The organism is Pseudomonas sp. PSE1(2024) (assembly GCF_050990555.1).
Classification (GTDB): domain Bacteria; phylum Pseudomonadota; class Gammaproteobacteria; order Pseudomonadales; family Pseudomonadaceae; genus Aquipseudomonas; species Aquipseudomonas aphyarum.
Genome location: NZ_CP158967.1, coordinates 3,746,746 through 3,771,917 on the forward strand (window position 1 = coordinate 3,746,746; position 25,172 = coordinate 3,771,917).

Here is a 25,172-nt window from a genome sequence, read left to right on the forward strand (position 1 = left end):
AGGCCCTCGAAAGTGAGGGCCTTTTTTGCGTTGGCTGGAATCGCCTATTTCGCCTTGAACGCCTCACGCCGCGCCTGTCGTTCCGCGGCGTACGCCTCTTGCGGCTGGCTGATCAGATCCTCACGGCGCAACACCTCACCGCAGTGATCGCACAACGGCCCGAGGCCGGCGCTGTGGTTGCAATTCTTGTGGGTCATGTTCACCGCCAGCCCTTCCTCCGGCGACTTGCACCAGGTCTCGCCCCAGGCGCGTAACGCAATCACCACCGGGTAAAACGCCTCGCCCTTCGCGGTGAGGTGGTACTCGTAGCGTTTCGGCCGCTCGTTGTACAAGCGGCGCTCGACCAGCCCGTCCGCCTCCAGGCTTTTCAGACGGGCGGCGACCATCTGCGGCGTACCGCCGGTCTGGGCCAGGATCTCGTCGTAGCGATGGCTGCCCATGAACAATTCGCGCAAAACCAGCACCGTCCAGCGGTCGCCGACGATCGACTCGGCCCGGGAAATCGGGCACAGCGTGTCGGGAAGACTATCGTTTACAGCCATCAGGGCTTGCCTCTTTCACAGTTACTATGATTATCATATCAACACGATGCGGGAACAAGCCCTGAGCATCGATCACTCTCATTGCCGGAGTACATCGTCATGTCGAAACCTCTCTATCCGCTCGACAGAACCGCCTACCTGCTGGTCGATCCGTACAACGATTTTCTTTCGGACGGCGGCAAGATCTTTCCGCTGATCAAGCCGATGGCCGAGCAGAACGGTCTGCTCGACAACCTGCGCAAACTCGATCGCGCCGTGCGGGCCCTGCCGATTCCGGTCGTCATCGTACCCCATCACCGCTGGGTCAAAGGCGACTACGAGAACTGGGATCACCCAACCCCGACCCAACAAAAGATCATGCACATGCACCACTTCGCGCGCGGCGAATGGGGCGGTGAATGGCACCCGGATTTCGCGCCGAAGGACGGCGACATCGTGGTTCAGGAACACTGGGGCTCCAGCGGTTTCGCCAACACCGACCTGGATTTTCGCCTGAAACAGCAAGGCATCACCCATGTGATCATCGTCGGCCTGCTGGCCAACACCTGCATCGAAGCCACCGCGCGCTATGCATCGGAACTCGGCTATCACGTCACGCTGGTGCGCGATGCCACTGCCGCTTTCAAGGAAGAAATGATGCACGCTGCCCACGAACTCAACGGCCCGACGTTCGCTCATGTCATCACCACTACAGACGAACTGATCGCCACTCTTCAGTCGCAGGGTGAAGCGAAATGAGTCTGACCGGCCACCTGCTGATCGGCGCCGCTGACGTGCACGCCACCGAGGGCACGATGAAGGCGCTGAATCCGGCAACCAATACGCTGATCGAACCGGAATTCGCCTTCGGCGGTGCGACGCAGGTCGATCAGGCGGCAACCCTCGCCGATGCGGCCTTCGACAGCTACAGCCACACCTCGCTGGCCGAACGCGCGGCGTTTCTGGAAAGCATCGCCGACAATCTCGACGCCGTCCGTGAGGAACTGGCCGCCCGTGCGGCGCTGGAAACCGGCCTGCCTCAGGCGCAGCTCGAAGGCGAAGCCGCCCGGGCCGCGACCCAGTTCCGTCAGTTCGCCGAGGTGGTGCGCAAGGGGCGCTTTCTGCAACTGGCGATCGACCCGGCGCAACCTGATCGCCAGCCGCGACCACGGATGGATCATCGCCTGCAGAAAATCGCCATCGGTCCGGTGGCGATCTTCGGTGCGAGCAATTTTCCGATCTCCTATTCAGTGGCCGGCGGCGATACTGCGTCGGCACTCGCGGCCGGCGCGACGGTGATTCTCAAGGCGCATAACGCGCATCCCGGGGCCTCGGAAATCCAGGCTCGCGCTATCCGCAAAGCGGTGCAGATGCATGGCCTGCACGAGGGTGTTTTTTCGATGGTGCGCGGTGGCGGCAATGCCATCGGTGAGGCGCTGGTCGATCATCCTTTGATTAAAGCGGTGACGTTCACCGGTTCAGAGGTGGGCGGCATGGCGCTTTATCGCCGCGCGCAATTGCGGCCTGATCCGATTCCGGTGTTTACCGAAATGACCAGCGTCAACCCGACGTTCATTTTGCCCGCCGCGCTGGCCGCGCGCGGCGGTGAGATCGGCGATGGCTTTGTCGAGCGGATGCTGGTGAATGTCGGGCAAGCCTGCCTGTGTCCGTCGATCTTGGTCGCAATCGAAGGCGAAGGTCTGCACACGTTGCGCAGCGCGATGATCAAACGGGTCAGTGAAGCACCGGCACGCACGATGTTGACGCCGGGGATTCACGGTTCATACGTCAAAGGACTGGTGGCGATGGAAAGCGTGGGGGCGAAGCTGGTGGCGGTCGGCGCGCCGACGGATGGCCAGTTTGAGGGACGCTCGGCGTTGCTGGAAGTCAGCGGCCAGCACTTCCTCAGCGAAACCGCGCTGGCCCATGAAGTGTTCGGTCCGGCGGCGCTGTTGGTAACGGTCAACGATGAAGAAGAGCTGCTGGCAGTTGCCCGTTCGTTCAAGGGTCAGCTCAGCGCAGCCATTCACCTTGAAGACCGCGATCTGGATCTGGCCCGACGTCTGCTGCCGATCCTCGAACGCCGCACCGGGCGCATTGTGGTCAACGCCTTTGCTCATCCGCAGGAAGTGACTTTCGCCACCGTGCACGGCGGGCCGTTCCCGGCCACCTCAGACAGTCGCTTCACCTCGGTCGGCATGACGTCAATCGAGCGTTTCTTGCGGCCGGTGGCGTATCAGGGCTTTCCGGATGCGTTGCTGCCGCAGGTATTGCGCGACGGTAATCCGCTCGAACTGCCCCGCAGCATCGACGGCCAATAAAAAATGCCCGGTTCGGCGAATCACCGAACCGGGCAAGCTTTTCAATCAAATGAGCAGGTCTTCATAGAAAGCACCGTACAGAAGCTCGGGGTGTTCAATCTGGATTTCCAGAATCCACACACCGGCATTCGGAGCCTGATCGAAGTCACCCAGATTGCCACCCCGATAGATCGCGTGAGGGAAATCGCTGACCCGGTGGCCCTTGATGTCCAGGTTCAGCTTCCAGCCCATCGCCTCGGCCTGATCGGTGGCGTAACGATACAGCTCGACACCGGTCACGCCCTGACGCCAGAAGGCTTCGACCTTGTCGAAGAGTTCTTTAGAGGCCGCTGCGCAGGCAATCATCTGCGGATCGGAACCGGTGACATACGTCGCCCCGGCATCGCCTTCGTGCCCTTCCCAGACCACGCCCATGTCGATGAAGAAAATGTCGTTCTCGCCCAGCACCGGATCGCCGTCGGAACGCTCCTTGAAGGTCTTCAGCGTGTTGGCGCCGAAGCGGATCAACAGCGGATGCCAGATCCGGTCCATGCCCAGTTCAACGAGAATCTCTTTGCCTCGTGCTTGGGCCTCCGACTCGCGCATCCCGGGTTTGATCACCTTGGCAATCTCGTCCACGGCCTTCCAGGTCAACTGCTGGGCGTGGCGCATGGTTTCCAGCACAAAACGCTCACCTACCGCTTCTTTTCCGCTCAGGGCTGTGGTCATCGCTGATTCCTTCTGGCTAATCGTTAGCGCTGTATAGTTTTTTATATTGCGAAACAGGACGCCTAAGATACAACCATGACACAACGTGTCAATTTTCTTCTGCGCGCACCACACCGCGCTCCTCCAGCAAGCGCACAAACATGCTCAGACTGCGCGAAACCGTGCCCCGCCGCCATACCAGCCACGTCGTCAGATAGCGGAAATCCGACGCCAGCGGCCATACACTGACCGTCGCGCAGCCGGGCATGCTCTGCAGCATGCTGCGCGGCATCAAAGCCAGGCCGGCACCCGCACTGACGCAGGCGAGCATGCCGTGATAGGACTCCATTTCAAAAATCTTGCCCGGCACCGCAGCATCGGTGCTGAACCATTTTTCGAAGTGATGGCGATAGGAGCAGTTCGAGCGGAACGCATAGATGTTCTCGCCGTTCACGTCCGCCGCGCGCTGGATCGGCCCGTGATGCAGCGGTGAGATGATGACCATCTCCTCTTCGAACGCCGGGATGCCTTCCAGCGCCGGGTGCAAGACAGGGCCGTCGACGAACGCGGCCGCCAGTCGCCCGGAAAGCACACCGTCGATCATCGTCCCGGACGGACCGGTCGACAGGTCCAGATCGACCTTCGGGTGTTGCTGGTTGTAGGTCGCCAGCAAACCGGGAATCCGCACCGCCGCCGTACTTTCCAGCGAGCCAAGCGGGAATGCGCCTTGCGGTTCCTCGCCGGCCACCGTGGCGCGCGCTTCCTGGACCAGGTCGAGAATCCGTCGCGCGTACTCGAGAAAACTCCAGCCGGCCGGCGACAGGCGCAAGCGGCTTTTCTCGCGGATGAACAGGTCGACGCCCAGGTCTTCCTCCAACTGCTTGATGCGGGTCGTCAGGTTCGACGGCACGCGATGGATCTGCGCCGCCGCCGCGCTGATGCTGCCGTGCTCGGCAACGGCCTTGAAGATTTCCAGTTGCACCAGATCCACAGCCATTCTCCAATCGTGAAAGAAACGCTCTTTATTATTCAGTTTCCAGAAACCAAACGCCACCCTACTCTGAGCGCATCCACTGACCTCGCAGGACGATGCCATGAGCCCGATTTCCAGCCAGACCCACGCCATCTCGATCAACCCCGCCACCGGCGAGCAGATCGGTCACTACGCCTTCGAATCCGCCGAAGCTCTCGACGCCGCGCTGACCCGCGCCGCATTCGGCTTCAACAAGTGGAAACGCAAACCGCTGCAGGATCGCTCCCGCGCCCTGACCGCCTTGGCCGGTGCCCTGCGTGACAGCAGCGAAGCCATGGCGACCATGATCACCCGGGAAATGGGCAAGCCGATCGCCCAGGCCCGTGGTGAAATCGAGAAATGCGCCAAGCTCTGCGAGTGGTACGCCGAACACGGCCCGGCCATGCTCAACGCCGAAGCGACGCCGGTCGAAGGCGGCAAGGCGCGCATCGAGTACCGCCCACTCGGCCCGATCCTCGCCGTGATGCCGTGGAACTTCCCGATCTGGCAAGTGCTGCGCGGTGCAGTCCCGGCGCTGATCGCCGGCAACACCTACGTGCTCAAGCATGCGCCGAACGTGATGGGCAGCGCCTATCTGTTGCGCGACGCCTTCACCCGCGCCGGTTTTGCCGATGGCGTGTTCGAAGTGATCAACGTCACCCCGGAAGGCGTGTCCACCGCCATTGCTGACCCGCGCATTGCTGCCGTGACCCTGACCGGCAGCGTCCGCGCCGGCATGGCCATCGGCGCACAGGCCGGTGCCGCGCTGAAGAAATGCGTGCTGGAACTGGGCGGTTCCGATCCGTTCATCGTGCTCAACGACGCCGATATCGACGAAGCCGTGCAAGCCGCAGTCATCGGTCGTTACCAGAACTCTGGCCAGGTCTGCGCCGCCGCCAAACGCTTGATCATCGAAGAAGGCGTGGTCGAAGAATTCACCCGCAAATTCGTCGAAGCCACCCGCCAGTTAAAGATGGGCGATCCGTTGTCCGCCGACAACTACATCGGCCCGATGGCCCGTTTCGACCTGCGTGACGAACTGGACCAACAAGTGCGCGACACCCTGGAAGAAGGCGCCACCCTGCTGCTCGGCGGCGGCAAAGGCCAAGGGCCGGGCAACTACTACGAGCCAACCGTACTGGCCGATGTCACCGACCGCATGACTTCGTTCAAGCAGGAACTGTTCGGCCCGGTGGCCTCGATCATCACCGCCCGCGATTGCGCTCACGCCGTGGCACTGGCCAACGACAGCGAGTTCGGTCTGACTGCCACGATCTACACCGCCAACGTCGCCCTGGCCCAGCAACTGACCAGCGAACTGGAAACCGGCGGCGTGTTCATCAACGGCTACTCCGCCAGCGACCCGCGCGTGACCTTCGGCGGCGTGAAGAAAAGCGGTTTCGGCCGTGAGCTGTCGCACTTCGGCGTTCGCGAGTTCTGCAATGCGCAGACGGTGTGGCTGGATCGCCGTTGATCCGGTCGATCCGATAAACCCTGTGGGAGCGGGCTTGCCCGCGAAGAGGGAGTGTCAGTCTCCGTTTAAGGTGCCTGACACTCCGCCTTCGCGGGCAAGCCCGCTCCCACAGGTTTTGTGTCAGTCCTTGAAATCCGTGGACAGCGCCAGCTTATTCCACTCGGCCAACTCCTGCGCCACCAAGCGGTTCTTCGCTTCGATCCGCGCAATCGTGTCGCTGCCCAGCGCCAGCCGCTGCGGCGGATTCGGCGCGTTGACCAATGCCAGCATCGCTTCGGCAAACTTCAGCGGATCGCCCGGTTGTGCATGGTTGGCCGCTTCAGCGAAGGTGCGCATCTTGCCGACGGTTTCGTCGTAGTCCGGCAGCACGAGTGCGGTCTTGATCAGCGATTGCTCGTCGAGGAAGTCGGTGCGGAAGAAGCCCGGTTCGACCACCGTGGCATGAATGCCCAGCGGCGCCAGTTCCTGATGCAACGCTTCACTGATGCCTTCCACCGCGAACTTGGTCGAGCCGTAGACGCCCCAGCCCATGTAAGCCTGATAACCGCCAATCGATGAAATGTTGATCACCCGTCCGCTGCGCTGGGCGCGCATATGTGGCAGCACAGCGCGGGTGACGTTGAGCAGACCGAACACGTTGGTGGCGAACAGGCGCTCGGTTTCGCTGGCGCTGGTTTCTTCAACGGCGCCCAACACGCCGAAGCCGGCATTGTTGATCAGCACGTCGATACGGCCGAAGCGCTTGATGCCTGCTGCCACCGCTTGATGCGCCTCCTCTTCACGGGTGACGTCCAGCCGCACCGCCAGCAGGTTCGGGTGATCGCCGAGGCGGTCGGTGATGTCTTGCGGGTTGCGGGCGGTGGCAATCACCGCGTCACCGGCACGCAGGGCCTGTTCAGCGATAAGGGTGCCAAAACCACGGGAAGCTCCGGTAATCAGCCAGGTACGCATATCAACTCCTCCTATCGGTGACCCTGGCGAGATTGCCGGGCCTTCTTGATGAGTTGAGTCGACTTTAAAGCCGTGCTACTGATGTGATAATCCCAACAAATTTGCATGACTTTGTGAAAGGTGTTCACAAATGAAAAACCCGTCCACGGCGGATCTGTCGATCTTTCTCTGCATTGCCCAGCATCTGAATTTCAGTCGTGCAGCGGTGGATCTGGGCCTGACACCGTCGGCCCTGAGCCATTCATTGCGGGCTCTGGAAAATCGCCTCGGTGTGCGCCTGTTCAATCGCACCACCCGCAGCGTCGCCCTGACCGAAGCTGGCGAACGGCTGTATGCGCGGCTGAAACCGGCGTTTCGCGACATCGACGACGCCCTCGAAGACCTCAACCACTTTCGCGACAAACCTTCCGGTAACCTGCGCATCACTGCCGGGCGCCAAGCGTGCGAACTGGTGCTGCTGCCGATTGCCGGGGCGTTCCTGCAAGCCTATCCGGACATCCGCCTGGAAGTGGTCGAAAGCGACGCGCTGCTGGATATCGTCGCCGGCGGTTTTGATGCCGGGGTGCGGTTCGGCAATCGGCTGGAGGCGGACATGGTGTCACTACCGATCGGCCCGACCCTGCGTTCGGTGGTGGTCGCTTCACCGGCGTTTCTGGAGCGGCACACCGCGCCGCAAAAACCGGAGGATCTGCACGCCCTGCCCTGCATCCGTCACCGGTTTCCCAGCGGCGCGCTGTACCGCTGGGAATTCGAACGCGGTGGCATCGTTCAGGAAATCGAGGTCAACGGCCCGCTGACCCTGGGCGATGTCAGCCTGATGATCGGCCCCGCATTGCAGGGCTTGGGTCTGGCCTATGTGTTCGAGGACATGGCCCGGGAACACCTGGCGAGTGGGCGGCTGGTACAGGTGCTGGCGGACTGGTGCCCGTACTATCCCGGCCTCCATCTGTACTACCCGAGCCGACGCCACGTACCGGCGCCGCTCAAGGCGTTTATCGATTTCGCCCGCAATGCCCGCGAAGGCAAAACGGGCTAAGCCGTTCTAGAGATACTTCAACCAGGCAATGTCGCGGCGCCGGGCCTTCAATCCCGAGAACCAGCGCACGGCCGGGAACAACGCGACCGCCAGCACCACCGCCGCCAGCCACACCGCCGTCACCGACGAGAAACCGAAATAGGTGCCCTGATTGAGCCCGAACAGCGCCACGCCAATCAGGTACAGCACCTTCAGCGCATACAGGTGCAGCAGGTAGAAAAACATCGGCGCCGAGCCGAACACCGTCAGCCAGCGAATCCAGCGTCGATCCTGCGCACGCTCGAACACCAGCAACAGCAGCAGCCCGACACTCACCGTCAGCGCGATGAACAACAGCGACGGCGGGTATTTGGTGATGTTGAAAAAGCTCATCAGGGTTTGCAGACCGCCGTCCCCGAATGCCCAGGGTTTCTCGCCGTAACCGTTGACCAGCCGTAGTGCGACAAAGCCCAGCACCCCGGCGATGCCACCGATCAACAAACGGCGCTGGCGCACGCCGGCATCGGCTGCGCGAGCGAACCACGGCCCCAGCGCGTAACCCAACCCGATCACGCCGATCCACGGCAACAACGGATACGAGGTGCGCAGGCGCAAAGTCTCGCCGGCCTCGATCCAGCCGCGGTCATGCAGGATTGCCCACGGCACGTGCAGCGCCGACTCGGCTCCGAAATGCAGTCCGTCGAGCAGGTTGTGCCCGGCGATGATCGCAACGCTCAACGTCAGCAGCAGCCAGCGTGGCAGCCAGACCAGCAGCGACAGCGCGATCATGCTCAGGCCGATCGCCCAGATCACTTGCAGGTAGATCACGGTCGGTGGCAGCTGGAACGTCCAGGCGAAATTCACCAGGGTGAATTCGAGCGCGATCAGAAACAAACCGCGCTTGAACAGGAAGGCACTGACGTCAGCCTTGCCGTCGTACTTCTCGCCGAACAGCCACGCCGACAACCCGGTCAGCAGCACGAACACCGGCGCGCACAGATGCGCCAGGGTACGGCTGAAGAACAGCGCCGGCTCGGTACTGGCGATGTCCATCGGGTCGGAGACCTGGCGATGCAGCAGAAAGGTTTCGCGCACGTGGTCCAGCAACATGAACAGAATCACCAGGCCACGCAGCGCATCAATGGACAGCAACCGGCCAGTCGCCGAGGGGGCAGAACGGGGAACCGCAATCGTCATGGAGGTATCGCAATCGAAAGGTTGATCGATGCGACCGCCCGAAAGCGGCCGCATAATTTGCGTTACCTTATAACATGAAAAGCCGATCCAATCGCTAGCGGTTCTCAAACAGCGATCACGCTGTGCGCAGGGTTTCCAGCACGACCTGCAACGGATGGCGCAACTGTTGATCGGCCTGGCGCTTGACCTGACTGCGGCAGGAATACCCGGTGGCCAGCGCCTCGCCCTTCTCCGCCGGGGCCTCGATCTGCTTCGCCCAGGATTGCTCGTAGATCACTGCCGACGTCTCGCGATTGCGTGCTTCGTGTCCGTAAGTGCCGGACATGCCGCAGCAACCGGTGGCCTGGGTCGCCAGCTTCAGGCCGACACGTTCGAACACCTGCTCCCATTGGCGGGTGGCGGCCGGAGCGTTGGTTTTTTCGGTGCAGTGCGCCAGCAGGCGGAAAGTGTCGTCGCGGCGCTGATCGGCCTGCTCCGGCATGACCTTGAGCAACCACTCCTGCACCAGCGCCACCTCCGGGCATTTCTCCATCCCCGGCACTTTCAGATACTCCTGGCGATAGACCAGGGTCATGGCCGGATCGAGCCCCACCAACGGCACGCCGATCTCGGCCAGCGCGCGCAACTGCCCGGCATTGCGCAACGCCGCGCGATTGAACGCCGACAGGAAACCCTGCACATGCAGCGGTTTGCCGTTGGCACTGAACGGCGCCAGATAGACCTGATAGCCGAGGCGCGAAATCAACTCGATCAGATCCGCCAGCAGCGGTGCTTCGAAGTAACGGGTGAACGCATCCTGCACCAGCACCACGCTGCGTTCACGTTGTGCCTGGGTCAGCGCCGAAAGTACCTCGACCGACGCCGGCTGAACCTGCCAGCGGCGCATCGCCGCGTGGAAATCGAAACGGCTGAGCAACGGCACATCGACCATGCCACCAAGGCGCTCGATCAAGCGACGACTGAACGAAGCCCCCATCAAGCCGTTGTAGAGAAACGGAATCCGCGCCATGTACGGAATCGTGTACTCCAGCGAGGCAATCAGATAATCCCGCGCCGGCCGCAGATAACGGGTGTGGTACAGCTCGAGAAACCGCGAGCGGAAGTCCGGCACGTTCACTTTCACCGGGCACTGCCCCGCACAGGACTTGCACGCCAGGCACCCGGCCATGGCGTCGTACACCTCGTGGGAGAAGTCCTGTTCCTGCGCACGGCTGTTGCGCCAGCGCTGCAGCAATGTGCTGAAAAACGGCGGACGGCGGCTGGCATCGGCCAACACATCAACACCCGCCTCGCCCTGCAAACGCAGCCATTCGCGAATCAGCGAAGCGCGGCCCTTGGGCGATTGCGCGCGCTGGCGGGTGGCTTTCCACGACGGGCACATCGCATCGTCGGGATCAAAGTTGTAGCAGGCGCCGTTGCCGTTGCAGTGCATGGCCGCGCCGTAGTCCTGCCAGACTTTTTCGTCGATCTGCCGGTCGAGTTCGCCGCGCAGGGTCACTTCGTCGATCTTCAACAACGCCGCGCCGGGAATGTTCGGCGTGGCGATCTTGCCGGGGTTGAACTGGTTGAACGGATCGAACGCCGCCTTCAAGGCTTGTAGCGCCGGGTACAACTCGCCGAAAAAGGCCGGCGCGTATTCCGAACGCAGGCCTTTGCCGTGCTCGCCCCACAGCAGGCCGCCGTAACGCTGGGTCAACGCGGCGACGCCGTCCGACACCGGGCGCACCAGTGCGGCTTGTTGCGGATCCTTCATGTCGAGAATCGGCCGCACGTGCAGCACGCCGGCATCGACGTGGCCGAACATGCCGTACTGCAATTGGTGGCTGTCGAGCAGGTCGCGCAGTTCGGCGATGTACTCGGCCAGGTGCTGCGGCGGCACAGCGGTGTCTTCGACAAACGGCTGAGGTCGCGCTTCACCGGCGACGTTGCCGAGCAGACCCACCGCGCGTTTGCGCATACCGTAGACGCGATTCACCGCCGCATGCCCGACAGCTAGCGTGTGGCCCAAGCGCTCGACGGTGGCGTCGGTGCCCAGGTGCTGGACGAAGGCCTCGACCCGACCTTGCAGCTCCTCGGGATCGTCACCGCAAAACTCAACCAGGTTGATCCCCAGCGTCGGCCGCTCGGCGCTTTCCGGGAAGTATGCGGCGACGCCATGCCAGACGATGTCCTGCATCGCCAGCAACAGCACTTTGGAGTCGACGGTTTCGATCGACAATGGCTTGAGCGCCATCAGCGCCCGGGCATCGCGCAAGGCATCCATGAAGCCGGCGTAGCGAATGTTCACCAGCATCGTGTGCTTGGGGATCGGCAATACGTTGAGCTTGGCCTCGACCACAAACCCCAACGAACCTTCAGCGCCGCACAGCACGCTGTTGAGGTTGAAACGATTGTCGGCCTCGCGCAGGTGCGCCAGGTCGTAGCCGGTCAGGCAACGGTTGAGGTCGGGGAAAGTTTCCCGGATCAACTCACCCTGCTCATCGATGATCTGCCGCGCGCAGCGATACACCTCGCCGGCGCGGCCCTCGCGGGCGCATTCCGCTGCCAGTTCGCTTTCTTCCAGCGGGCGGCCGTGCAAACGCTCGCCACCGCGCAGGACCATGTGCAGCTCCAGCACGTGGTCGCGGGTCTTGCCGTAAGTGCAGCTGCCCTGGCCGCTGGCGTCGGTGTTGATCATGCCGCCGACGGTTGCACGGTTCGAAGTCGACAGTTCCGGGGCGAAAAACAGCCCGGCGGATTTCAGCGCGGCGTTCAGTTGATCCTTCACCACGCCGGCCTGCACCCGCACCCAACGCTGTTCAACGTTGATTTCGAGGATGCGGTTCATGTGCCGCGACAGGTCGACGACGATGCCGTCGGTCAGCGACTGGCCGTTGGTGCCGGTGCCGCCGCCGCGAGGCGTGATCACCACTTTCTGGTACGCCGGTTCGGCGATCAGACGCGCCAGCAGCGCTACGTCGTCGGCGTCACGCGGGAATACCGCCGCTTGCGGCAAGCGCTGATAGATCGAGTTGTCGGTGGCCAGCACCACGCGGCTGGCGTAGTCGGCACTGATTTCGCCGCGAAAACCGCTGGTTTCAAGGGCTTTGAGAAACTGTTGGTAATCGGTGTTCAGCGCGGTGGAAGGCGACAGCTGGGCAATCATCGGGAGGGCAATCTCGGTCAAAAACGGGCCGTGTGGCGGTGAACAGTTGTGCGCAATGAATGATTGCGTCACGCTCCCGCCATCTCATAGGTCCTATGTTCATTGCAGAGCGACGCCGGGACAACCGTAAAATCGACCCGCAATCCATGACTAAAACGAATGAATCCGCGAACCCTCACTCCCTCGATGTCGTTGCTGCTGGCGTTTGAAGCCGCCGCACGCCATGAAAGCTACACCCGCGCCGCCCACGAACTGTCGCTGACCCAGAGCGCGGTCAGCCGGCAGGTGCAGATTCTGGAAAAGATGCTCGGCATGCGCCTGTTCAGCCGCGAAGGCCGACGGGTGATCCTTACCGACGTCGGGCGCATGTATCAGCGCGAACTGTCCGAAGCCCTCGGCCAGATTCGCAGCGCGACGTTGCAGGCCATGGCGTTTGGCTCGGGCATCCACAGTTTGCGCCTGGCGACACTGCCGACCTTCGGCTCGAAATGGCTGCTGCCGCGCTTGAAGGATTTCTACACCGCGCATCCCGGCATGACCGTGCACCTGCATTCACGCATCGAAACCATCGACTTCGACACCAGCGAAATCGACGCGGCGATTTGTGTCGGCGGCGGTGACTGGCCGGGGCTGACCGCCCACCGTCTGCACACCGAAGAACTGGTGGTGATCGCCAGCGCGCAGCTGTCCGATGCCGAACGTCTGGCTTCCGACAAGGATATCGCCGGGCAACTGCTGCTCAACGTCAGCAGCAACGCTCAGGCCTGGTCCGAGTGGTTCAGCCATCACGCCCTGCCCCATCGCAGCATGCGCATCGGGCCGAGTTTCGAGATGACCTCGCACTTGATCCAGGCGGTGCGCGCCAATATCGGCATCGGGCTGGTGCCGAGGATTCTGGTGGAGGATGAGTTGCACAACGGCGAGCTGCTGCAACTGGGCGAACCGATCAGCAGCCGGCGCAGCTATTACCTCGTGTATCCCGCGCGTAATGAGTCGCTGCCATCGCTGAAGGCGTTTCGCGACTGGTTGATGCGCACGCTCTGAAACAACAGAGGGCGCCGTTAGGCGCCCTCTGGTTTTGCTCGATCAGAACCGCGGTTTCACCGCTTTCCAGTCAGGTTTGTAGCGCTGCATCTGCCGCACATCATCGCGCTGGCGGATGCCGCAGGTCAGGTACTGGTCATGCAGCTTGCCCAGTTGATCGTGATCCAGCTCCAACCCCAGGCCCGGTGCACGAGTGATCTTCACGCAGCCGTCGACGATCGGCAGTTTGCCACCCTTGATCACCTCTTCATCCGGTTCCTGCCACGGGTAATGGGTGTCGCAGGCGTAGTCCAGATTCGGCACGGCGGCCGCCACGTGAGCCATCGCCATCAGGCTGATGCCCAGGTGTGAGTTGGAATGCATCGACACGCCGAGGCCGAAGGTGTCGCACATTTTCGCCAGGGTCTGGGTGTCGCGCAGGCCGCCCCAGTAATGGTGATCGGCGAGGACAATCTGCACGCTGTTCAAAGCTACGCTGCGGCGGAACTCGTCGAAATCGGTGACCACCATGTTGGTCGCCAGCGGCAACCCGGTACGGTTGTGCAACTCGGCCATCCCTTCAAGGCCCGGGGTCGGATCTTCGTAATACTGCAGATCATCACCCAGCAACTCGGCCATGCGGATCGAGGTTTCCAGCGACCAGTTGCCGTTGGGATCAATGCGCAGCGGATAACCGGGAAAGGCCTTTTTCAGCGCCTTGATGCACGCCACTTCGTGTTCCGGCGGCAACGTACCGGCCTTGAGTTTGATGCTCTTGAAACCGTACGCCTCGATCATTCGCGCGGCCTGGGCGACGATCTGCTGCTCGTTGAGCGCCTCGCCCCAGTTGTCCGGCTTGTACGGTGAATCGACGTGTTGCGCGTACTTGAAAAACAGATAGGCGCTGAACGGCACTTCATCACGCACCGCCCCGCCCAGCAGATCCACCAACGGCACATTCAAATAGCGCGCCTGCAAGTCGAGAAACGCCACTTCGAACGCCGAATACGCGTTGCTCACGGCCTTGCTGGCGTGAGAACCGGGGGCGAGTTCAGCACCCGCCAGACTGGCCGGTTTGTTGGCAGCAACCGTCGCCTGAACGATCCGACGCAACTGATTGAGGTTGAACGGATCAAGGCCGATCAACTGCGACTGCAACTGTTGCTGGATCGCCAGCGCCGGGGCATCGCCATAGCTTTCGCCGAGGCCGATGTAGCCGTTGTCGCTCTCGATCTCGATGATCGAGCGCAGGGCAAACGGTTCGTGGATGCCACTGGCATTGAGCAGCGGCGGATCACGGAAAGCGATCGGAGTGACGGTTACGCGAGTGATTTTCAAAATGACGCTCCTGTTGAGTCGGAATCAGTGGCTCACCACCGGGTTGGCCGTCGGCGCAACGGCGGTTTCGGGTTCAGGCTTTGCCGGGGTTTTGCCTTTGGCGCCGGGCGCCATGCGGGCGAAGAAGATCACTACTGCCGCTACCAGCGAAGTCGCGGCCAGGCCATACAGACCGCCCTCGATAGAGCCGGTGGTCTGCTCCAGAAAGCCGAACGCGGTCGGCGCAACGAAGCCGCCGAGGTTGCCGATGGAGTTGATCAGCGCGATCACCGCCGCTGCGATGCGCGCATCCAGATAGCTTTGCGGAATCGGCCAGAACAGTGCCGAAGCAGCCTTGAAGCCGATGGCCGCAAAACAGATGGCGACGAAGGCGAAAATCGGCCCGCCAGTGGTGGACATGAACATGCCGAACGCGGCGATCACCAGAGTGAGCGCGACCCACGCCTGCTGGAATTTCCACTTGCCGGCCAGCGCCGCAAAGCCGTACATCGCGACGATGGAAATGATCCACGGCACCGAGTTCAACAGCCCGACCTGGAAGTCGCCGAGGTTGCCCATTTTCTTGATCATGCTCGGCAGCCAGAAAGTGGCGCCGTAGATGGTCAGGGCGATGGAGAAATAGATGAAGCAGAACAGCGCGATCTGCCGGTCCGCCAACAGTTTGAACATCGATGGTTTGGCGACGTGAGTTGCTTCACGGGCACGCTGCTCCTCGGCGATTGCCGTCACCAGTGCCTCGCGCTCCTCCTCGCTCAGCCACTTGGCCTGACGCGGATGGGATTGCAGCCAGAACCAGACAAACCCGCAGAGCACCACCGACGCGGCGCCTTCGATCAGGAACATCCATTGCCAGCCGTGCATGCCCAGACCGCTGATATGCAACAGCGCGCCGGACACCGGGCCGGAAATCACCGAAGCAATTGCCGAACCGCTGAGAAATACCGCCATGGTCTTGCCGCGCTCAGAGGCCGGCAGCCATTGGGTGAAGTAATAAATGATTCCCGGGAAGAACCCGGCCTCGGCTGCGCCCAGGATGAAGCGCAGCACATAGAAACTGGTTTCACCCTTGACGAACGCCATGGCCATCGCCGCGGCGCCCCAAGTGAACATGATCCGCGTCAGCCAGGCGCGGGCGCCGTAGCGTTGCAGAAGCATGTTGGACGGCACTTCAAACAAGGCGTAACCGATGAAAAACAGACCGGCGCCAAGGCCATAGGCAGCGGCGCCGATACCCAGATCGGTTTCCAGATGACTGCGCACGAAGCCGATGTTGACCCGGTCGATGTAGTTGACGATGAACATCACCACGAACAACGGCAGCACATGGCGCTTGACCTTGGCGGCGGCGCGGGCGAGTACCGTGATGTCCGGCGGACTCTGGAGGGTATTCAAGGGGCGACTCCCGATCTTTGTTTTTGTAGGGATAGCGGTGGCCTTTGAGGCGTAGAGCGATCATGGACGGGGCAATTGATCCCGTCTAATCTAACTTGGCATTCGATTGATACCTGGATTAGATCAATGTTCGAACTGACCCAATTGCGCTGCTTTACCACTGTCGCCACCGAACTCAACTTTCGTCGCGCTGCCGAGCGGTTGAACATGACCCAGCCGCCATTGAGCCGGCAGATCCAGTTGCTGGAACATCACCTGGGTGTCGAACTGTTTACCCGCAGTACGCGCAGTGTGGCGCTCACCGCTGCCGGCCGCGCATTCTTCATCGAGGCGCAAAACCTGCTCGAACGCGCGCAACAGGCCGCCGTCACCGCCCGACGTTTTGCCGAGGGTGATATCGGTTCGGTGAACATCAGTTTTGTCGGCAGCGCGGTGTACGAGTTTCTGCCCAAGGTCATCGCCGAGGCGCGCCTCAAGCAGCCGCAGGTGAAGATCGACCTGACTGAAATGAACACCTATCAACAACACGAAGCCTTGCGCGCCCGACGCATCGATCTGGGCATCGTCCGCGCGCCATTGCTGGAGCCGGGCTACGCCACCGAATGCCTGGTGCGTGAGCCGTTTGTGCTGGCGGTGCCGAGTGGTCATCGGCTGGCCGAGGCTGACGAGGTTTCAGTGAAGGACCTGGATGGGCAGCCGTTCCTGATGTATTCCCACGCGGCCTATCCGCCGTTCAACGAATTGCTCACCGGCATGCTGCGCTCGGCCCGGGTCGCTCCGGATTACGTGCAGTGGCTGGGGTCTTCGCTGACGATTCTGGCGCTGGTCAACGCGGGCATGGGGCTGGCACTGGTGCCGCGTTGCGCGACCAGCGTGGTGTTCAGGAATGTGGTGTTTCGCGAGATCGATCTGGGCGAAGGGGTGCAGAGCGAACTGCATCTGATCTGGCGGGAGAACAACGACAACCCGGCGTTTGCGATGTTGCTGGAGGGCATTCGCCGGGCGGTGAAGGATGGATGGGGCTAGGGATTGGGATGCGGATATGGAGCGTACTTCAGCGGTGGCGGTGCCTTGGGGCCCGTGATCAATGGTTTCTCCAACAGTTTCCCGTCGGGCCCTACGAAAAGTCGCTCCAGATGTTGTGGCATTGGTTGCGGTGCTCTGGCGGTCATGATGAACCCTCTGATGCCGGGCTGAATTCAACCCATTTAACCTTCGCGGAATCTATCAGCAAAAATTCGGCGCCAATAGGATCCAATTTGCCATCTTCGTTGAGCCAGCGTGGAAACCTCATCAAAAACTGCCCGGTGTTCGACTCCGGCGGCCACTCGACTGGCCAGCCTAGAACGCGCCTTTCATCCTCCAGATGAAGGGTGATGAATCGGTCATATTGAGCAAAAGCGCAGAACCATTCACTGGGATAGGAAGATTGTTTCGTTACGTTTCTACTGCGCAACCACCTATGCAATTTGCCATTGGTTGCCAGACAGCAATCCATCAACCCAAGCAGCAGCGAAGCAAAAAATGCCCACGACGCTTCAGCTTTCGCATCCCATTTTCCTACAGAAAACCCCTTCTCCCCCACCCACACACAAACCGCCCCAATCCCCAGCACCATCCCGTGAATCACAAACGTGAAAATCAACGCCTGCACAATCTGCCCGAACGTATCCGGCCGCTTGAACGCCGTCAGGGTGTAGAAAATCCAGGCCGAGACAAACCCCGGGATCAGATACTGCAACAGCGTTACCACTTCTTTCACCAGATCATCCATGATCGGTCGCTCCTTGAATCAAAAAAACAGTCCTCCCAAAACAGCAATGCCGGCCCGTAATGGGCCGGCATTCAAAGCCTAGTGCACGCTGGAAAGACGCTTGCGATCAAGTGTCACCGGGCATTACGCATCGTAGAGAAAACAGGGAGCCGTGAGGATTAGTCACAGCCGTGGCACAAAGAAGATCAAACAGGGATTTCTTCAGGTAACCGATGCTCGCGACAGATCAGTTCGATTTCCGGCGGGGCCAACGCTTCGCCGGTCAATCCGCAGACGGCGCCGGCAGTGGTTGTCTGGTGGAAACGACAAGTCCGGCAAAGCCCGTAACTGGGTACGTTTTCGCTGTGTTGAATGTGGCGCAGCAACTCCAGCAACAATACCTCCAGATTGCCGGCACGCGCGCCCATGCGTTGCGCGGCATTGCTCAGGAAATCTGGCGGCATGACCGCATCGATCAGCTCGCGCGCAGTAGTCGTCAATTCCAGATGCACGCTGCGTTTGTCTCGGGCGTCCGGAACCTTAGTCAGAAAGCCATGGGTCTCCAGCGCCTTGAGCGACTGCGACACGGTGCCCTTGGTCAGGCCGAGGTAATCGGTGACCGCCAGCGGCGTATTCGAATAGCGGTTGCACCGCGCCAGATACAGCAGCGCACTGAGTTGAATCGGTTGCAGTTCGGCCAGCAGCGGGTGCTCGCGAAACCACACACGGGTCAGGCTCGACAATCTTTCCAGCAGGTCAAACAACACGGTCATCGCCTGTTTCAATGGGATTGATAAATAGTATCGTTTAAAAACCTTATTGACAAAAAACAGTGCCACCTTAGGATTACGGTGTCGATTCGAAACTTAAACCGCACATCGAGGCATCCCATGAAAAGCGCATTGGCATTGACCATCAGCACGCTTCTGGCAACACAAACCTGGGCCCACGGACCTGAAGGCATTCACAGCGAACCCGGTAAAACCGACGCCGCGTTCGACCTGGTCCACACCCGTGTTTTCAAGGACGGCAACACCTTGGTCTTCGAACAATTGGTCGATGGCAAGGCCGGCAGCCGCGTGCCGACCGCCAAGGGTTCATTCGCCGGCGCCGAGGTTTACAGCTACGTCTGGCCCACTAGCCTGGACAGCGGCGCCGTCGGTTTTGAAGCGAACTCCGGCATCCTCGCCCTCGCCCTGACCTCGCACCCGGACTTCGATGACACCCCGCAGCTGGATGAAAACAAGGACGGCAAGAAGGACAACGACGGCGGCCTCTGGCACTCGCACTGGGTGGTCCTGAGCAAGGATGAAAGCTGCGGCCCCGGTGGGCTGAAAGTGCGCGACATCCCCAAGGACGCCAAACCGAAACTACCCGCGACCTGGCCCGGCGCGCCGATTTACATCGACTCCCCCGGCTACGACCTGAGTGTGAAACAGAATGCCGCACAGATCCGCGTGCCGCTGGCTGCCGTCGGTTTCCCGCAAAGCTTCAACTATGACGGCGTCACCGCAGCGCTGAAGGTCAATGCCGACCTGCACAACCCGTTGCTGTGTGTCAGCAGCGTCTACGACATCGCCTCGGGCAACCTCTCGCTGCCCGGCACCTGGAAAATGCAGGAGAGCCAATAATGTTCGTCAAAGTATTCGATACCCACGTGCGCACCAAAGATGGCCGCTATCTTCATTTCGATGTTTTGACCGATCGCGAAGCCGAAGCGGCGAAGGCCTACGCCCGGCAGTTCCTGATGGACAACGGCTTGCAGGACGAAGACATTTCCCAGAGCCAGTGTCTGTTCTGCCACAGCGAGCCGGCCAATCCGCAGGTCGCCAAGGCCATCGCCGAAGACGGCTATTTCATCATCACCCTGCAAGGTTTCGAGGAGTAACGCCATGACCCGTTATCAGCCGTTGAACTGTGATCTGCACGACTACCTGGAAATCGCCTGCCTGCGCGGCTATCAGCTGGACATCGAGTTGATTGACGGTCAGCAGCTGATGGCCCGGGCCGTGACCACGCGAACCAGCAGCGACAAAGAAGAATTCCTGGTGATCGAGCAACAAGGCGCGCAACAGGAAATTCGCCTCGACCAACTGCTCGCGATCACACCTCTGGAGGCCAACGTCGAGTTCGGTCGGGTGGTCCTTGCCGGAGGGGTTTGCGGAATCTGAACGAAAAAATCCCGCCCGGCATCAACCGGGCGGGATTTTCTGTGCCACGCCGTTTTTACGCGACGACGGGGATCATCGGATCCGCAGCCGCCAGCGCGATGGCACGGTCAGCCGCTGGTGGGTAGATCCATTGGGTGTTGATCTGGGTTTTGAGCGACTTGCCCTCTTCTTTCACCAGTTTCACCTGACGATCCCAGCCTTCGGTGTACACCGCGCCCCAGGCGCCGAGGTCGAGGCAGGTCACGTACTTCGGTTGGCTGTACGGCGTCGGGTCGACCCCGAGGATCTGCGCCGCTACGTTGTTGCCGGCGTGACGACCGAGGGAAATCGCGTGCTGGCAGGTCATCAGGGCGAAGTTGCCGATGTCGTCGGTGGCCGCGTAAGCCACGTCGCCGGTGGCGAAGATGTCGTCCTGGCCGATGACTTTCAGGTTGGCATCAACGTGCAGGCGACCTTGGCGATCGCGCTCGGCAGGAATCTGTTCGGTCAGGGAGCTGGCGCGCACACCGGTGGTCCAGACCACGGTTTTTGCCTCGATGCGCTGGCCGTCCGACAGGGTCACGCCGTTTTCATCGACCGACAGCACCGACACACCCAGTCGCCATTCAACGCCCAGTTCTTCGCTCGCTTCAGCAATCGACACGCTGATGGCTTCGCCCATGGACGCGCCAACTTTCTGCGCACGGTCAACGATGATCACTTGAACCTTGGCATCAGCGCCCAGCACAGCGCGCAGACGCGCCGGCATTTCGGTGGCGGTTTCGATACCGGTGAAACCGCCGCCGGCGACGACCACGGTGTTGCGTGCCTGGCTTTCAGGCTGGCCGATCAGCGAATCCAGGTGGTTTTCCAGGCGGATGGCGGCTTCGATCTGGTCGACGTCAAACGCATATTGCGCCACGCCCGGGGTGTCTGGCAGGGCCAGGCCGCTGCCGGAGGCCAGCACCAGTTTGTCGTAGTTGAACACCTGTTGCGCACCGGCTGCGTCGGTGTAGCCCACGGTTTTCGCCTGCACGTCGATGGTGTTCGCCGCGCCCTTGATGAAGTTGACGCCAACCGCATCGAACAGATCGCCCAGCGGCGCAGCCAGCGTGTGGGCATTCGGCTCGTAGAAACGTGGACGAACGCGCAGCTCGGCTTGCGGCGCCAACACGGATACGTCGATGTTGTCCCGATTGTGAATGTCGACCAGACGCGTGGCGCTCAATGCCGTCCACATGCCACCGAAACCTGCGCCGATTACCAGAATGTGCTGTTTCATTGTTCTCTCCAGGCACGAAGCCAAGTCACTGAATGAGGTTGAAGGATTCACATCATCGGGAGCGGACACGTCTGTATTTTTCAAGAACGCGGAAGGCTGCTCACCGGATAACGGCGACTGTATTGGTCGCCTTTAAATCCGACAAGTCAGATTTTGTGATGATTAGCATCGAAAACTTCGATAGCTCAGATTGAGCGTATCCGCCCTCCACAACTCATTGATTTAGCTGAAAACCAAGAAAAACGGGATCCTCAGAGCCAAAAACCCAAGGCGTTCCCGATTTGTTTGCCACGAACAACCCTGATAACATCGGCGACAAATACAGTCGGAGATAGTTATGTCGCTTTACAGTGCGGGGGTCGAGTACGGCATTCACTGCCTGACCTTTCTGGTGGGCAGCGGCGGTGACAGTCGTGAAGCCAGCGTGCGTGACCTGGCAGAGCTGCAAGGGGTGCCGCTGGATTACCTGGCGAAGATCTTCACCAAACTGGCCAAAGGCAAACTGGTGGAATCCACCGGCGGTGTGCGCGGCGGCTTCACCCTGGCGCGTCCGGCGGATGAAATCACCCTGCTCGACATCGTCAATGCCATCGATGGTCCCAAGAACATTTTCGAATGCCGGGACATTCGCGGACGCTGCGCGCTGTTCGACGGCTCGCCGCCGGACTGGGCACTGGACGGCACCTGCTCGATTCACGCCGCGATGATGACCGCGCAAAAGCGCATGGAAGAAGCCCTCGCCCAGCAGACCATCCTCGACATCGCCAGAAAGGTCGGGCGCAAGGCGCCGGCGGGCTTCAACAGCCAGGTGGAAGACTGGATGCAGGATCGTCGGGAAAAGAAGACCGGCGGCGCCGGCATTCCGCTTACCGACATCTCGGACTGAGCTCGATCAGCAGGCAAAAAAAAGCAGAAACCGATCACCGGTTTCTGCTTTTTTATTCGACCTTACAGGCAGTCGCGCACCGCTTTGCGCAACGACCCGGACTTCGCCCACGGCGGCCCCTGATACAGGGAGACGCGGCTGCCGTCCTTGTACTTGACAACATCGAGAATCTCGTCGGCAGTGACGATGCTCGGCGCGGTGATCCGGTAGCCATTGGAAATCGCTGTCTGGGACGTCTTGGCAACGTCCTGCTGCCACAGAGGCAATACACACGCGGCGTAGTCCTTGGGAGTCTTGCCGCTGATCTTGCTGACATTCGGTTCGCCCGGCACCAGTGACGCAGGCAGCGAACAACCGGCCAATGCCGCCATCAGCATCCCCCCGATCAACATCCGCATGGTGATTCCTTCTTCTGAAAAACGCGAATGTACCCTTTAACTGTTCGGACATCCATCGTAGCGCTCTGCCTGTACAAACCGAGAACCGGGGCCATTCAGCTCACCGACAGACGACCTTGCCCCACACCGGAAAAATGGGGCTACTCTGTTTTACCGAGAATGTTCCGGAGGTGATCATGCGGCTCAATGAATACGAACACGAACTTCAGCGTGACCTGCAAAGCGTGGCATCGGACCTGAGATGGTCGGCGGTGGACCTCAAGCGCATCGCCGAGCAACTGCGTCAGTCGGGCAACGAGGCCGACGCCCAGGCGGTGCTCAGATCCTGCGAAGTGCTGCAAAGCGATGAAGAACGCCTGCAACTGTATGCCCGGGAAGTGAAAGCCCGCGCCATCAGCCGAACCAAAGTCCACTGAACCTCACCCTGCCCACAGCAAAAAGCCCCGGACAACCGGGGCTTTTTCTTCACAGACCTTCAGTCTGCCTTGCGACCGCGTGCGCGGCTTTTGTACCCCGGCAGCGCGGCGGCGTACGCCAGCGCTTCCTCGCGACTGGCAAACGAAGCGAGCCGGTCACCCTGCGTGCAGACCCGCCACGGGCCGTTGTTCACGCTGAGTACATCGTAGCCATTCATGTGCATTTTATTCAGCATCGCCATGCTCATAGGCACCTCCTGTCTGGTAACGAACTTTTCCACCTTACACCCGCGACGCGCTGCCGTGCCGACCGAACGTCGCACCGCGGCCGCGTCAAGTCTCCGGCACTTTTGCCGCTGCCAGGCACTCAGAAGCTCTAAAGCGGTAGCGGCCCAAATATTGCTAATTCATGACAGATTTATGACAACCAGCAATCGGGTAACACATGAAAGTACGAGCAACCGTCATCTGCGAGCAGGATCGACACATTCTCCTGGTGCGCAAACCCAGGTGCCGCTGGACGCTTCCGGGGGGCACCGTCGAACCGGGAGAGACACGCGCGCAAGCCGCCGCCCGAGAACTCAAGGAGGAAACCGGGCTGGACAGCGATGACATGCTCTATCTGATGGAATTGCAGAACGGCAGCACCCGCCACCACGTCTACGAGGCTTCGGTGCTGAACATTGATCAGGTTCGCCCGCTGAATGAAATCGTCGACTGTCTCTGGCACCCGCTGGATGCGGTGCAGAATCTGAACGTCAGTGACGCCACGCTGAGCATCGTCCGCGCCTTTCAGCGACGTCTTTAACCCTCAACCGGCGAATGCCCGGCGACCGGCGCTCATCTCGGTGCGCAATTCACCGATGAAATTGGAGATGTCACGAATGGTGACCAGATGCTCCGGGGACACCCCGTTGAGCAACAGGTTGACCCGCCCGCTGTCGGGTTCGTAAACCTTGATCTGCAAGAGTCCCTGCGCCGTTTCGGTGCAATCGCAATACAGCGGCGAAAAGCCGGATTCGACGATGCGGCAAATGTCGGTAATGGCAATCATGGGGGGCACGCCTCACAGGCGAAGGCTCGGGCGACCCGATCAGCATAGATGAGCTTTTGTCGCCTTGCTCTCACCGACACCCGCAAAATTTGCCAACCGCTTCACATCTTCAAGTCGCCGCTCTCAATGCGAGTCATGGTCCCAAATCCAGTTCCAGATCCCCGGCAGATTCACCGGCTTCGACGACTCGCCCACCGTGCGCGCCAGCGCGGCTTTTTCCAGTGTCGCGCGATCGCCATAGAACGGTTTGTCCGCCAGTCGCACACCGGTGGCGGCGGCGCTGTCGAGCAGAATCTGCAAGTACTCGCGGGTGTGGCGGGCGGTGTAGCGGTTGAGGTCATGGAAGGTCACCACCACCGGAATCACTCCGTCCACCGTTGGCAATTCACCGAGGGCAATCCGTTCGCGAACTTCCGACAGCTGGCGCAGCATGTTCGCCCGCCGCCGGGGGCTGGCGTTGAAACCCCAGATCTTGCCGTCGTTGGCGCTCAGGTCGGTCAACAACACCTGCATGTGGTGCTGCTGATAGGCGGCGAAGGTGCGTTTGTCGAAGTTCCAGAACGGCGGACGCAGCAATGTCGGCGGCGCGCCGGTGATCGCCGCGATGTCCGCCGAGCCGTTGGTCAACGTGGTTTCGAGCTCATCCGGGTCGAGCAATCGATGATTGGTGTGCCAATGGGTGGCGGTGTGAAAGCCCAGAATGTGCTCTTCGGCGTGCTCGCGGCGCATGACCCGCCGGCCGATCTCGCTGTTGCCCGCTCGCGGCGCGCGGGTCTGCACGAAAAACACCGCTTTGATCCCCGGCTGCAGCGGGTTGTCCTTGAGGCTGTCGAGCACGGTGTCGGTTGGATTGAAAAAACTGGAAGCGCTGGGCCCGTCATCGAAGGTCAACAGAAAGCGCACAGGCGCCTGGGCCTTGAGCCGGGCTTCGGTCTGCGCGGTCATTTCGATGGGAGCGGCGATGCATCCGGCCAGCCCGACGGCTACCGCCATCGCGCAGAAAAGCTTGAACCACTGTGTCATGTTTTGCCTTGAGCCCGACCGTTGCGGTCATGTTGTCGATTGGCAAAACTCCTTCGCCGCTACTGCCTCCCTGCGACCCATTGAGATGGGCCGAGGTTGGATAAAGATACACAGGGTTTGGTTCCGGCGCTCGC

Annotated in this window: 27 protein-coding genes; 12 read left to right on the plus strand and 15 right to left on the minus strand. The window is 61.0% G+C overall.

The window, feature by feature from the left end; translation table 11 throughout:
* Nucleotides 1-44: 44 nt before the first annotated feature.
* On the minus strand, nucleotides 45-542 hold the full coding sequence (locus ABTV87_RS16775) for a winged helix-turn-helix transcriptional regulator (protein ID WP_207983034.1): 498 nt from the start codon (nucleotides 540-542) through the stop codon (nucleotides 45-47).
* A gap of 99 nt (nucleotides 543-641) precedes the next feature.
* Here ABTV87_RS16775 and ABTV87_RS16780 point away from each other — a divergent pair, with 99 nt between their 5' ends.
* Nucleotides 642-1,280, plus strand: coding sequence for an isochorismatase family cysteine hydrolase (locus ABTV87_RS16780; RefSeq protein ID WP_221535716.1), 639 nt, complete (start codon nucleotides 642-644; stop codon nucleotides 1,278-1,280).
* On the plus strand, nucleotides 1,277-2,842 hold the full coding sequence (locus ABTV87_RS16785; protein WP_433897963.1) for an aldehyde dehydrogenase (NADP(+)): 1,566 nt from the start codon (nucleotides 1,277-1,279) through the stop codon (nucleotides 2,840-2,842). The genes ABTV87_RS16780 and ABTV87_RS16785 overlap by 4 nt, the downstream gene beginning before the upstream one ends.
* A gap of 45 nt (nucleotides 2,843-2,887) precedes the next feature.
* On the opposite strand, the gene ABTV87_RS16790 is transcribed toward ABTV87_RS16785, so the two are convergent.
* Together ABTV87_RS16790 and ptrR are read right to left on the minus strand one after the other, a co-directional pair.
* On the minus strand, nucleotides 2,888-3,550 hold the full coding sequence (locus ABTV87_RS16790) for a M24 family metallopeptidase (protein ID WP_433897964.1): 663 nt from the start codon (nucleotides 3,548-3,550) through the stop codon (nucleotides 2,888-2,890).
* Between the two features lie 88 nt (nucleotides 3,551-3,638).
* The gene (gene ptrR / locus ABTV87_RS16795) at nucleotides 3,639-4,520 is read right to left on the minus strand and encodes a putrescine utilization regulator PtrR (protein WP_007950470.1); all 882 of its coding nucleotides are present in this window, start codon (nucleotides 4,518-4,520) and stop codon (nucleotides 3,639-3,641) included.
* A gap of 103 nt (nucleotides 4,521-4,623) precedes the next feature.
* Between ptrR and ABTV87_RS16800 the strand changes: the two genes are divergently transcribed.
* Entirely contained in the window at nucleotides 4,624-6,015 is a 1,392-nt protein-coding gene (locus ABTV87_RS16800) for an aldehyde dehydrogenase family protein (RefSeq protein WP_433897965.1), read from the plus strand.
* 120 nt (nucleotides 6,016-6,135) lie between these two features.
* Here ABTV87_RS16800 and ABTV87_RS16805 read toward each other — a convergent pair whose 3' ends face one another.
* Nucleotides 6,136-6,966 (minus strand): oxidoreductase, encoded by an 831-nt coding sequence (locus ABTV87_RS16805; protein ID WP_433897966.1) that lies wholly within the window; start codon nucleotides 6,964-6,966, stop codon nucleotides 6,136-6,138.
* 130 nt (nucleotides 6,967-7,096) lie between these two features.
* Between ABTV87_RS16805 and ABTV87_RS16810 the strand changes: the two genes are divergently transcribed.
* Nucleotides 7,097-8,002: a LysR family transcriptional regulator gene (locus ABTV87_RS16810; RefSeq protein ID WP_085602983.1), complete on the plus strand. Its 906-nt coding sequence runs from the start codon at nucleotides 7,097-7,099 to the stop codon at nucleotides 8,000-8,002.
* A gap of 6 nt (nucleotides 8,003-8,008) precedes the next feature.
* Here the strand turns inward: ABTV87_RS16810 and ABTV87_RS16815 are convergent, their stop codons facing one another.
* The gene (locus ABTV87_RS16815) at nucleotides 8,009-9,178 is read right to left on the minus strand and encodes a DUF1624 domain-containing protein (RefSeq protein ID WP_433899865.1); all 1,170 of its coding nucleotides are present in this window, start codon (nucleotides 9,176-9,178) and stop codon (nucleotides 8,009-8,011) included.
* 115 nt (nucleotides 9,179-9,293) lie between these two features.
* Nucleotides 9,294-12,323 (minus strand): D-2-hydroxyglutarate dehydrogenase YdiJ, encoded by a 3,030-nt coding sequence (gene ydiJ / locus ABTV87_RS16820; protein WP_085605105.1) that lies wholly within the window; start codon nucleotides 12,321-12,323, stop codon nucleotides 9,294-9,296.
* Between the two features lie 159 nt (nucleotides 12,324-12,482).
* Here ydiJ and ABTV87_RS16825 point away from each other — a divergent pair, with 159 nt between their 5' ends.
* Complete coding sequence (locus ABTV87_RS16825) at nucleotides 12,483-13,367, plus strand: LysR substrate-binding domain-containing protein (RefSeq protein ID WP_085602981.1); 885 nt, start codon at nucleotides 12,483-12,485, stop codon at nucleotides 13,365-13,367.
* 42 nt (nucleotides 13,368-13,409) lie between these two features.
* On the opposite strand, the gene ABTV87_RS16830 is transcribed toward ABTV87_RS16825, so the two are convergent.
* Both ABTV87_RS16830 and ABTV87_RS16835 read right to left on the minus strand, forming a co-directional pair.
* Nucleotides 13,410-14,684 carry a glucarate dehydratase family protein gene (locus ABTV87_RS16830; protein WP_085602979.1) on the minus strand — a complete coding sequence of 425 codons (1,275 nt, stop codon included), beginning with the start codon at nucleotides 14,682-14,684 and terminating at the stop codon, nucleotides 13,410-13,412.
* A 24-nt stretch (nucleotides 14,685-14,708) separates the two neighbouring features.
* Nucleotides 14,709-16,076 carry an MFS transporter gene (locus ABTV87_RS16835; RefSeq protein ID WP_433897968.1) on the minus strand — a complete coding sequence of 456 codons (1,368 nt, stop codon included), beginning with the start codon at nucleotides 16,074-16,076 and terminating at the stop codon, nucleotides 14,709-14,711.
* A 126-nt stretch (nucleotides 16,077-16,202) separates the two neighbouring features.
* Here ABTV87_RS16835 and ABTV87_RS16840 point away from each other — a divergent pair, with 126 nt between their 5' ends.
* Nucleotides 16,203-17,102, plus strand: coding sequence for a LysR substrate-binding domain-containing protein (locus ABTV87_RS16840; RefSeq protein WP_007950480.1), 900 nt, complete (start codon nucleotides 16,203-16,205; stop codon nucleotides 17,100-17,102).
* A 142-nt stretch (nucleotides 17,103-17,244) separates the two neighbouring features.
* On the opposite strand, the gene ABTV87_RS16845 is transcribed toward ABTV87_RS16840, so the two are convergent.
* The gene (locus ABTV87_RS16845; protein ID WP_433897969.1) at nucleotides 17,245-17,850 is read right to left on the minus strand and encodes a DUF6338 family protein; all 606 of its coding nucleotides are present in this window, start codon (nucleotides 17,848-17,850) and stop codon (nucleotides 17,245-17,247) included.
* A 185-nt stretch (nucleotides 17,851-18,035) separates the two neighbouring features.
* On the minus strand, nucleotides 18,036-18,602 hold the full coding sequence (locus ABTV87_RS16850) for a MarR family winged helix-turn-helix transcriptional regulator (protein ID WP_258711887.1): 567 nt from the start codon (nucleotides 18,600-18,602) through the stop codon (nucleotides 18,036-18,038).
* A gap of 117 nt (nucleotides 18,603-18,719) precedes the next feature.
* Between ABTV87_RS16850 and ABTV87_RS16855 the strand changes: the two genes are divergently transcribed.
* From ABTV87_RS16855 to ABTV87_RS16865, 3 genes are read left to right on the plus strand one after another with little or no spacing between them, the layout of a single operon-like run.
* A complete protein-coding gene (locus ABTV87_RS16855) occupies nucleotides 18,720-19,460 on the plus strand; it encodes a hypothetical protein (RefSeq protein WP_433897970.1) in 741 nt (246 codons plus the stop codon).
* Nucleotides 19,460-19,717, plus strand: a complete 258-nt coding sequence (locus ABTV87_RS16860; RefSeq protein ID WP_007950496.1) for a DUF2024 family protein — start codon at nucleotides 19,460-19,462, stop codon at nucleotides 19,715-19,717. Before ABTV87_RS16855 ends, ABTV87_RS16860 begins: the two co-directional genes overlap by 1 nt.
* 4 nt (nucleotides 19,718-19,721) lie before the next feature.
* The gene (locus ABTV87_RS16865; protein WP_433897971.1) at nucleotides 19,722-20,000 is read left to right on the plus strand and encodes a Rho-binding antiterminator; all 279 of its coding nucleotides are present in this window, start codon (nucleotides 19,722-19,724) and stop codon (nucleotides 19,998-20,000) included.
* 55 nt (nucleotides 20,001-20,055) lie between these two features.
* Here the strand turns inward: ABTV87_RS16865 and ABTV87_RS16870 are convergent, their stop codons facing one another.
* Nucleotides 20,056-21,261, minus strand: coding sequence for an NAD(P)/FAD-dependent oxidoreductase (locus tag ABTV87_RS16870; RefSeq protein WP_433897972.1), 1,206 nt, complete (start codon nucleotides 21,259-21,261; stop codon nucleotides 20,056-20,058).
* Between the two features lie 337 nt (nucleotides 21,262-21,598).
* On the opposite strand from ABTV87_RS16870, the gene ABTV87_RS16875 reads away from it, so the two are divergent.
* Nucleotides 21,599-22,147, plus strand: coding sequence for an RrF2 family transcriptional regulator (locus tag ABTV87_RS16875; protein ID WP_221534365.1), 549 nt, complete (start codon nucleotides 21,599-21,601; stop codon nucleotides 22,145-22,147).
* Nucleotides 22,148-22,209: 62 nt separating this feature from the next.
* On the opposite strand, the gene ABTV87_RS16880 is transcribed toward ABTV87_RS16875, so the two are convergent.
* Entirely contained in the window at nucleotides 22,210-22,545 is a 336-nt protein-coding gene (locus ABTV87_RS16880; protein WP_085602948.1) for a hypothetical protein, read from the minus strand.
* Between the two features lie 176 nt (nucleotides 22,546-22,721).
* Between ABTV87_RS16880 and ABTV87_RS16885 the strand changes: the two genes are divergently transcribed.
* The gene (locus ABTV87_RS16885; RefSeq protein WP_007950501.1) at nucleotides 22,722-22,961 is read left to right on the plus strand and encodes a hypothetical protein; all 240 of its coding nucleotides are present in this window, start codon (nucleotides 22,722-22,724) and stop codon (nucleotides 22,959-22,961) included.
* A 59-nt stretch (nucleotides 22,962-23,020) separates the two neighbouring features.
* Here ABTV87_RS16885 and ABTV87_RS16890 read toward each other — a convergent pair whose 3' ends face one another.
* On the minus strand, nucleotides 23,021-23,209 hold the full coding sequence (locus ABTV87_RS16890) for a hypothetical protein (protein WP_007950503.1): 189 nt from the start codon (nucleotides 23,207-23,209) through the stop codon (nucleotides 23,021-23,023).
* Between the two features lie 197 nt (nucleotides 23,210-23,406).
* Here ABTV87_RS16890 and ABTV87_RS16895 point away from each other — a divergent pair, with 197 nt between their 5' ends.
* Nucleotides 23,407-23,769 carry an NUDIX hydrolase gene (locus tag ABTV87_RS16895; RefSeq protein ID WP_127798447.1) on the plus strand — a complete coding sequence of 121 codons (363 nt, stop codon included), beginning with the start codon at nucleotides 23,407-23,409 and terminating at the stop codon, nucleotides 23,767-23,769.
* A gap of 3 nt (nucleotides 23,770-23,772) precedes the next feature.
* On the opposite strand, the gene ABTV87_RS16900 is transcribed toward ABTV87_RS16895, so the two are convergent.
* Nucleotides 23,773-24,015 carry a DUF1652 domain-containing protein gene (locus tag ABTV87_RS16900; protein WP_007950507.1) on the minus strand — a complete coding sequence of 81 codons (243 nt, stop codon included), beginning with the start codon at nucleotides 24,013-24,015 and terminating at the stop codon, nucleotides 23,773-23,775.
* A 123-nt stretch (nucleotides 24,016-24,138) separates the two neighbouring features.
* A complete protein-coding gene (locus tag ABTV87_RS16905; protein WP_433897973.1) occupies nucleotides 24,139-25,038 on the minus strand; it encodes a polysaccharide deacetylase family protein in 900 nt (299 codons plus the stop codon).
* Between the last annotated feature and the right edge of the window lie 134 nt (nucleotides 25,039-25,172).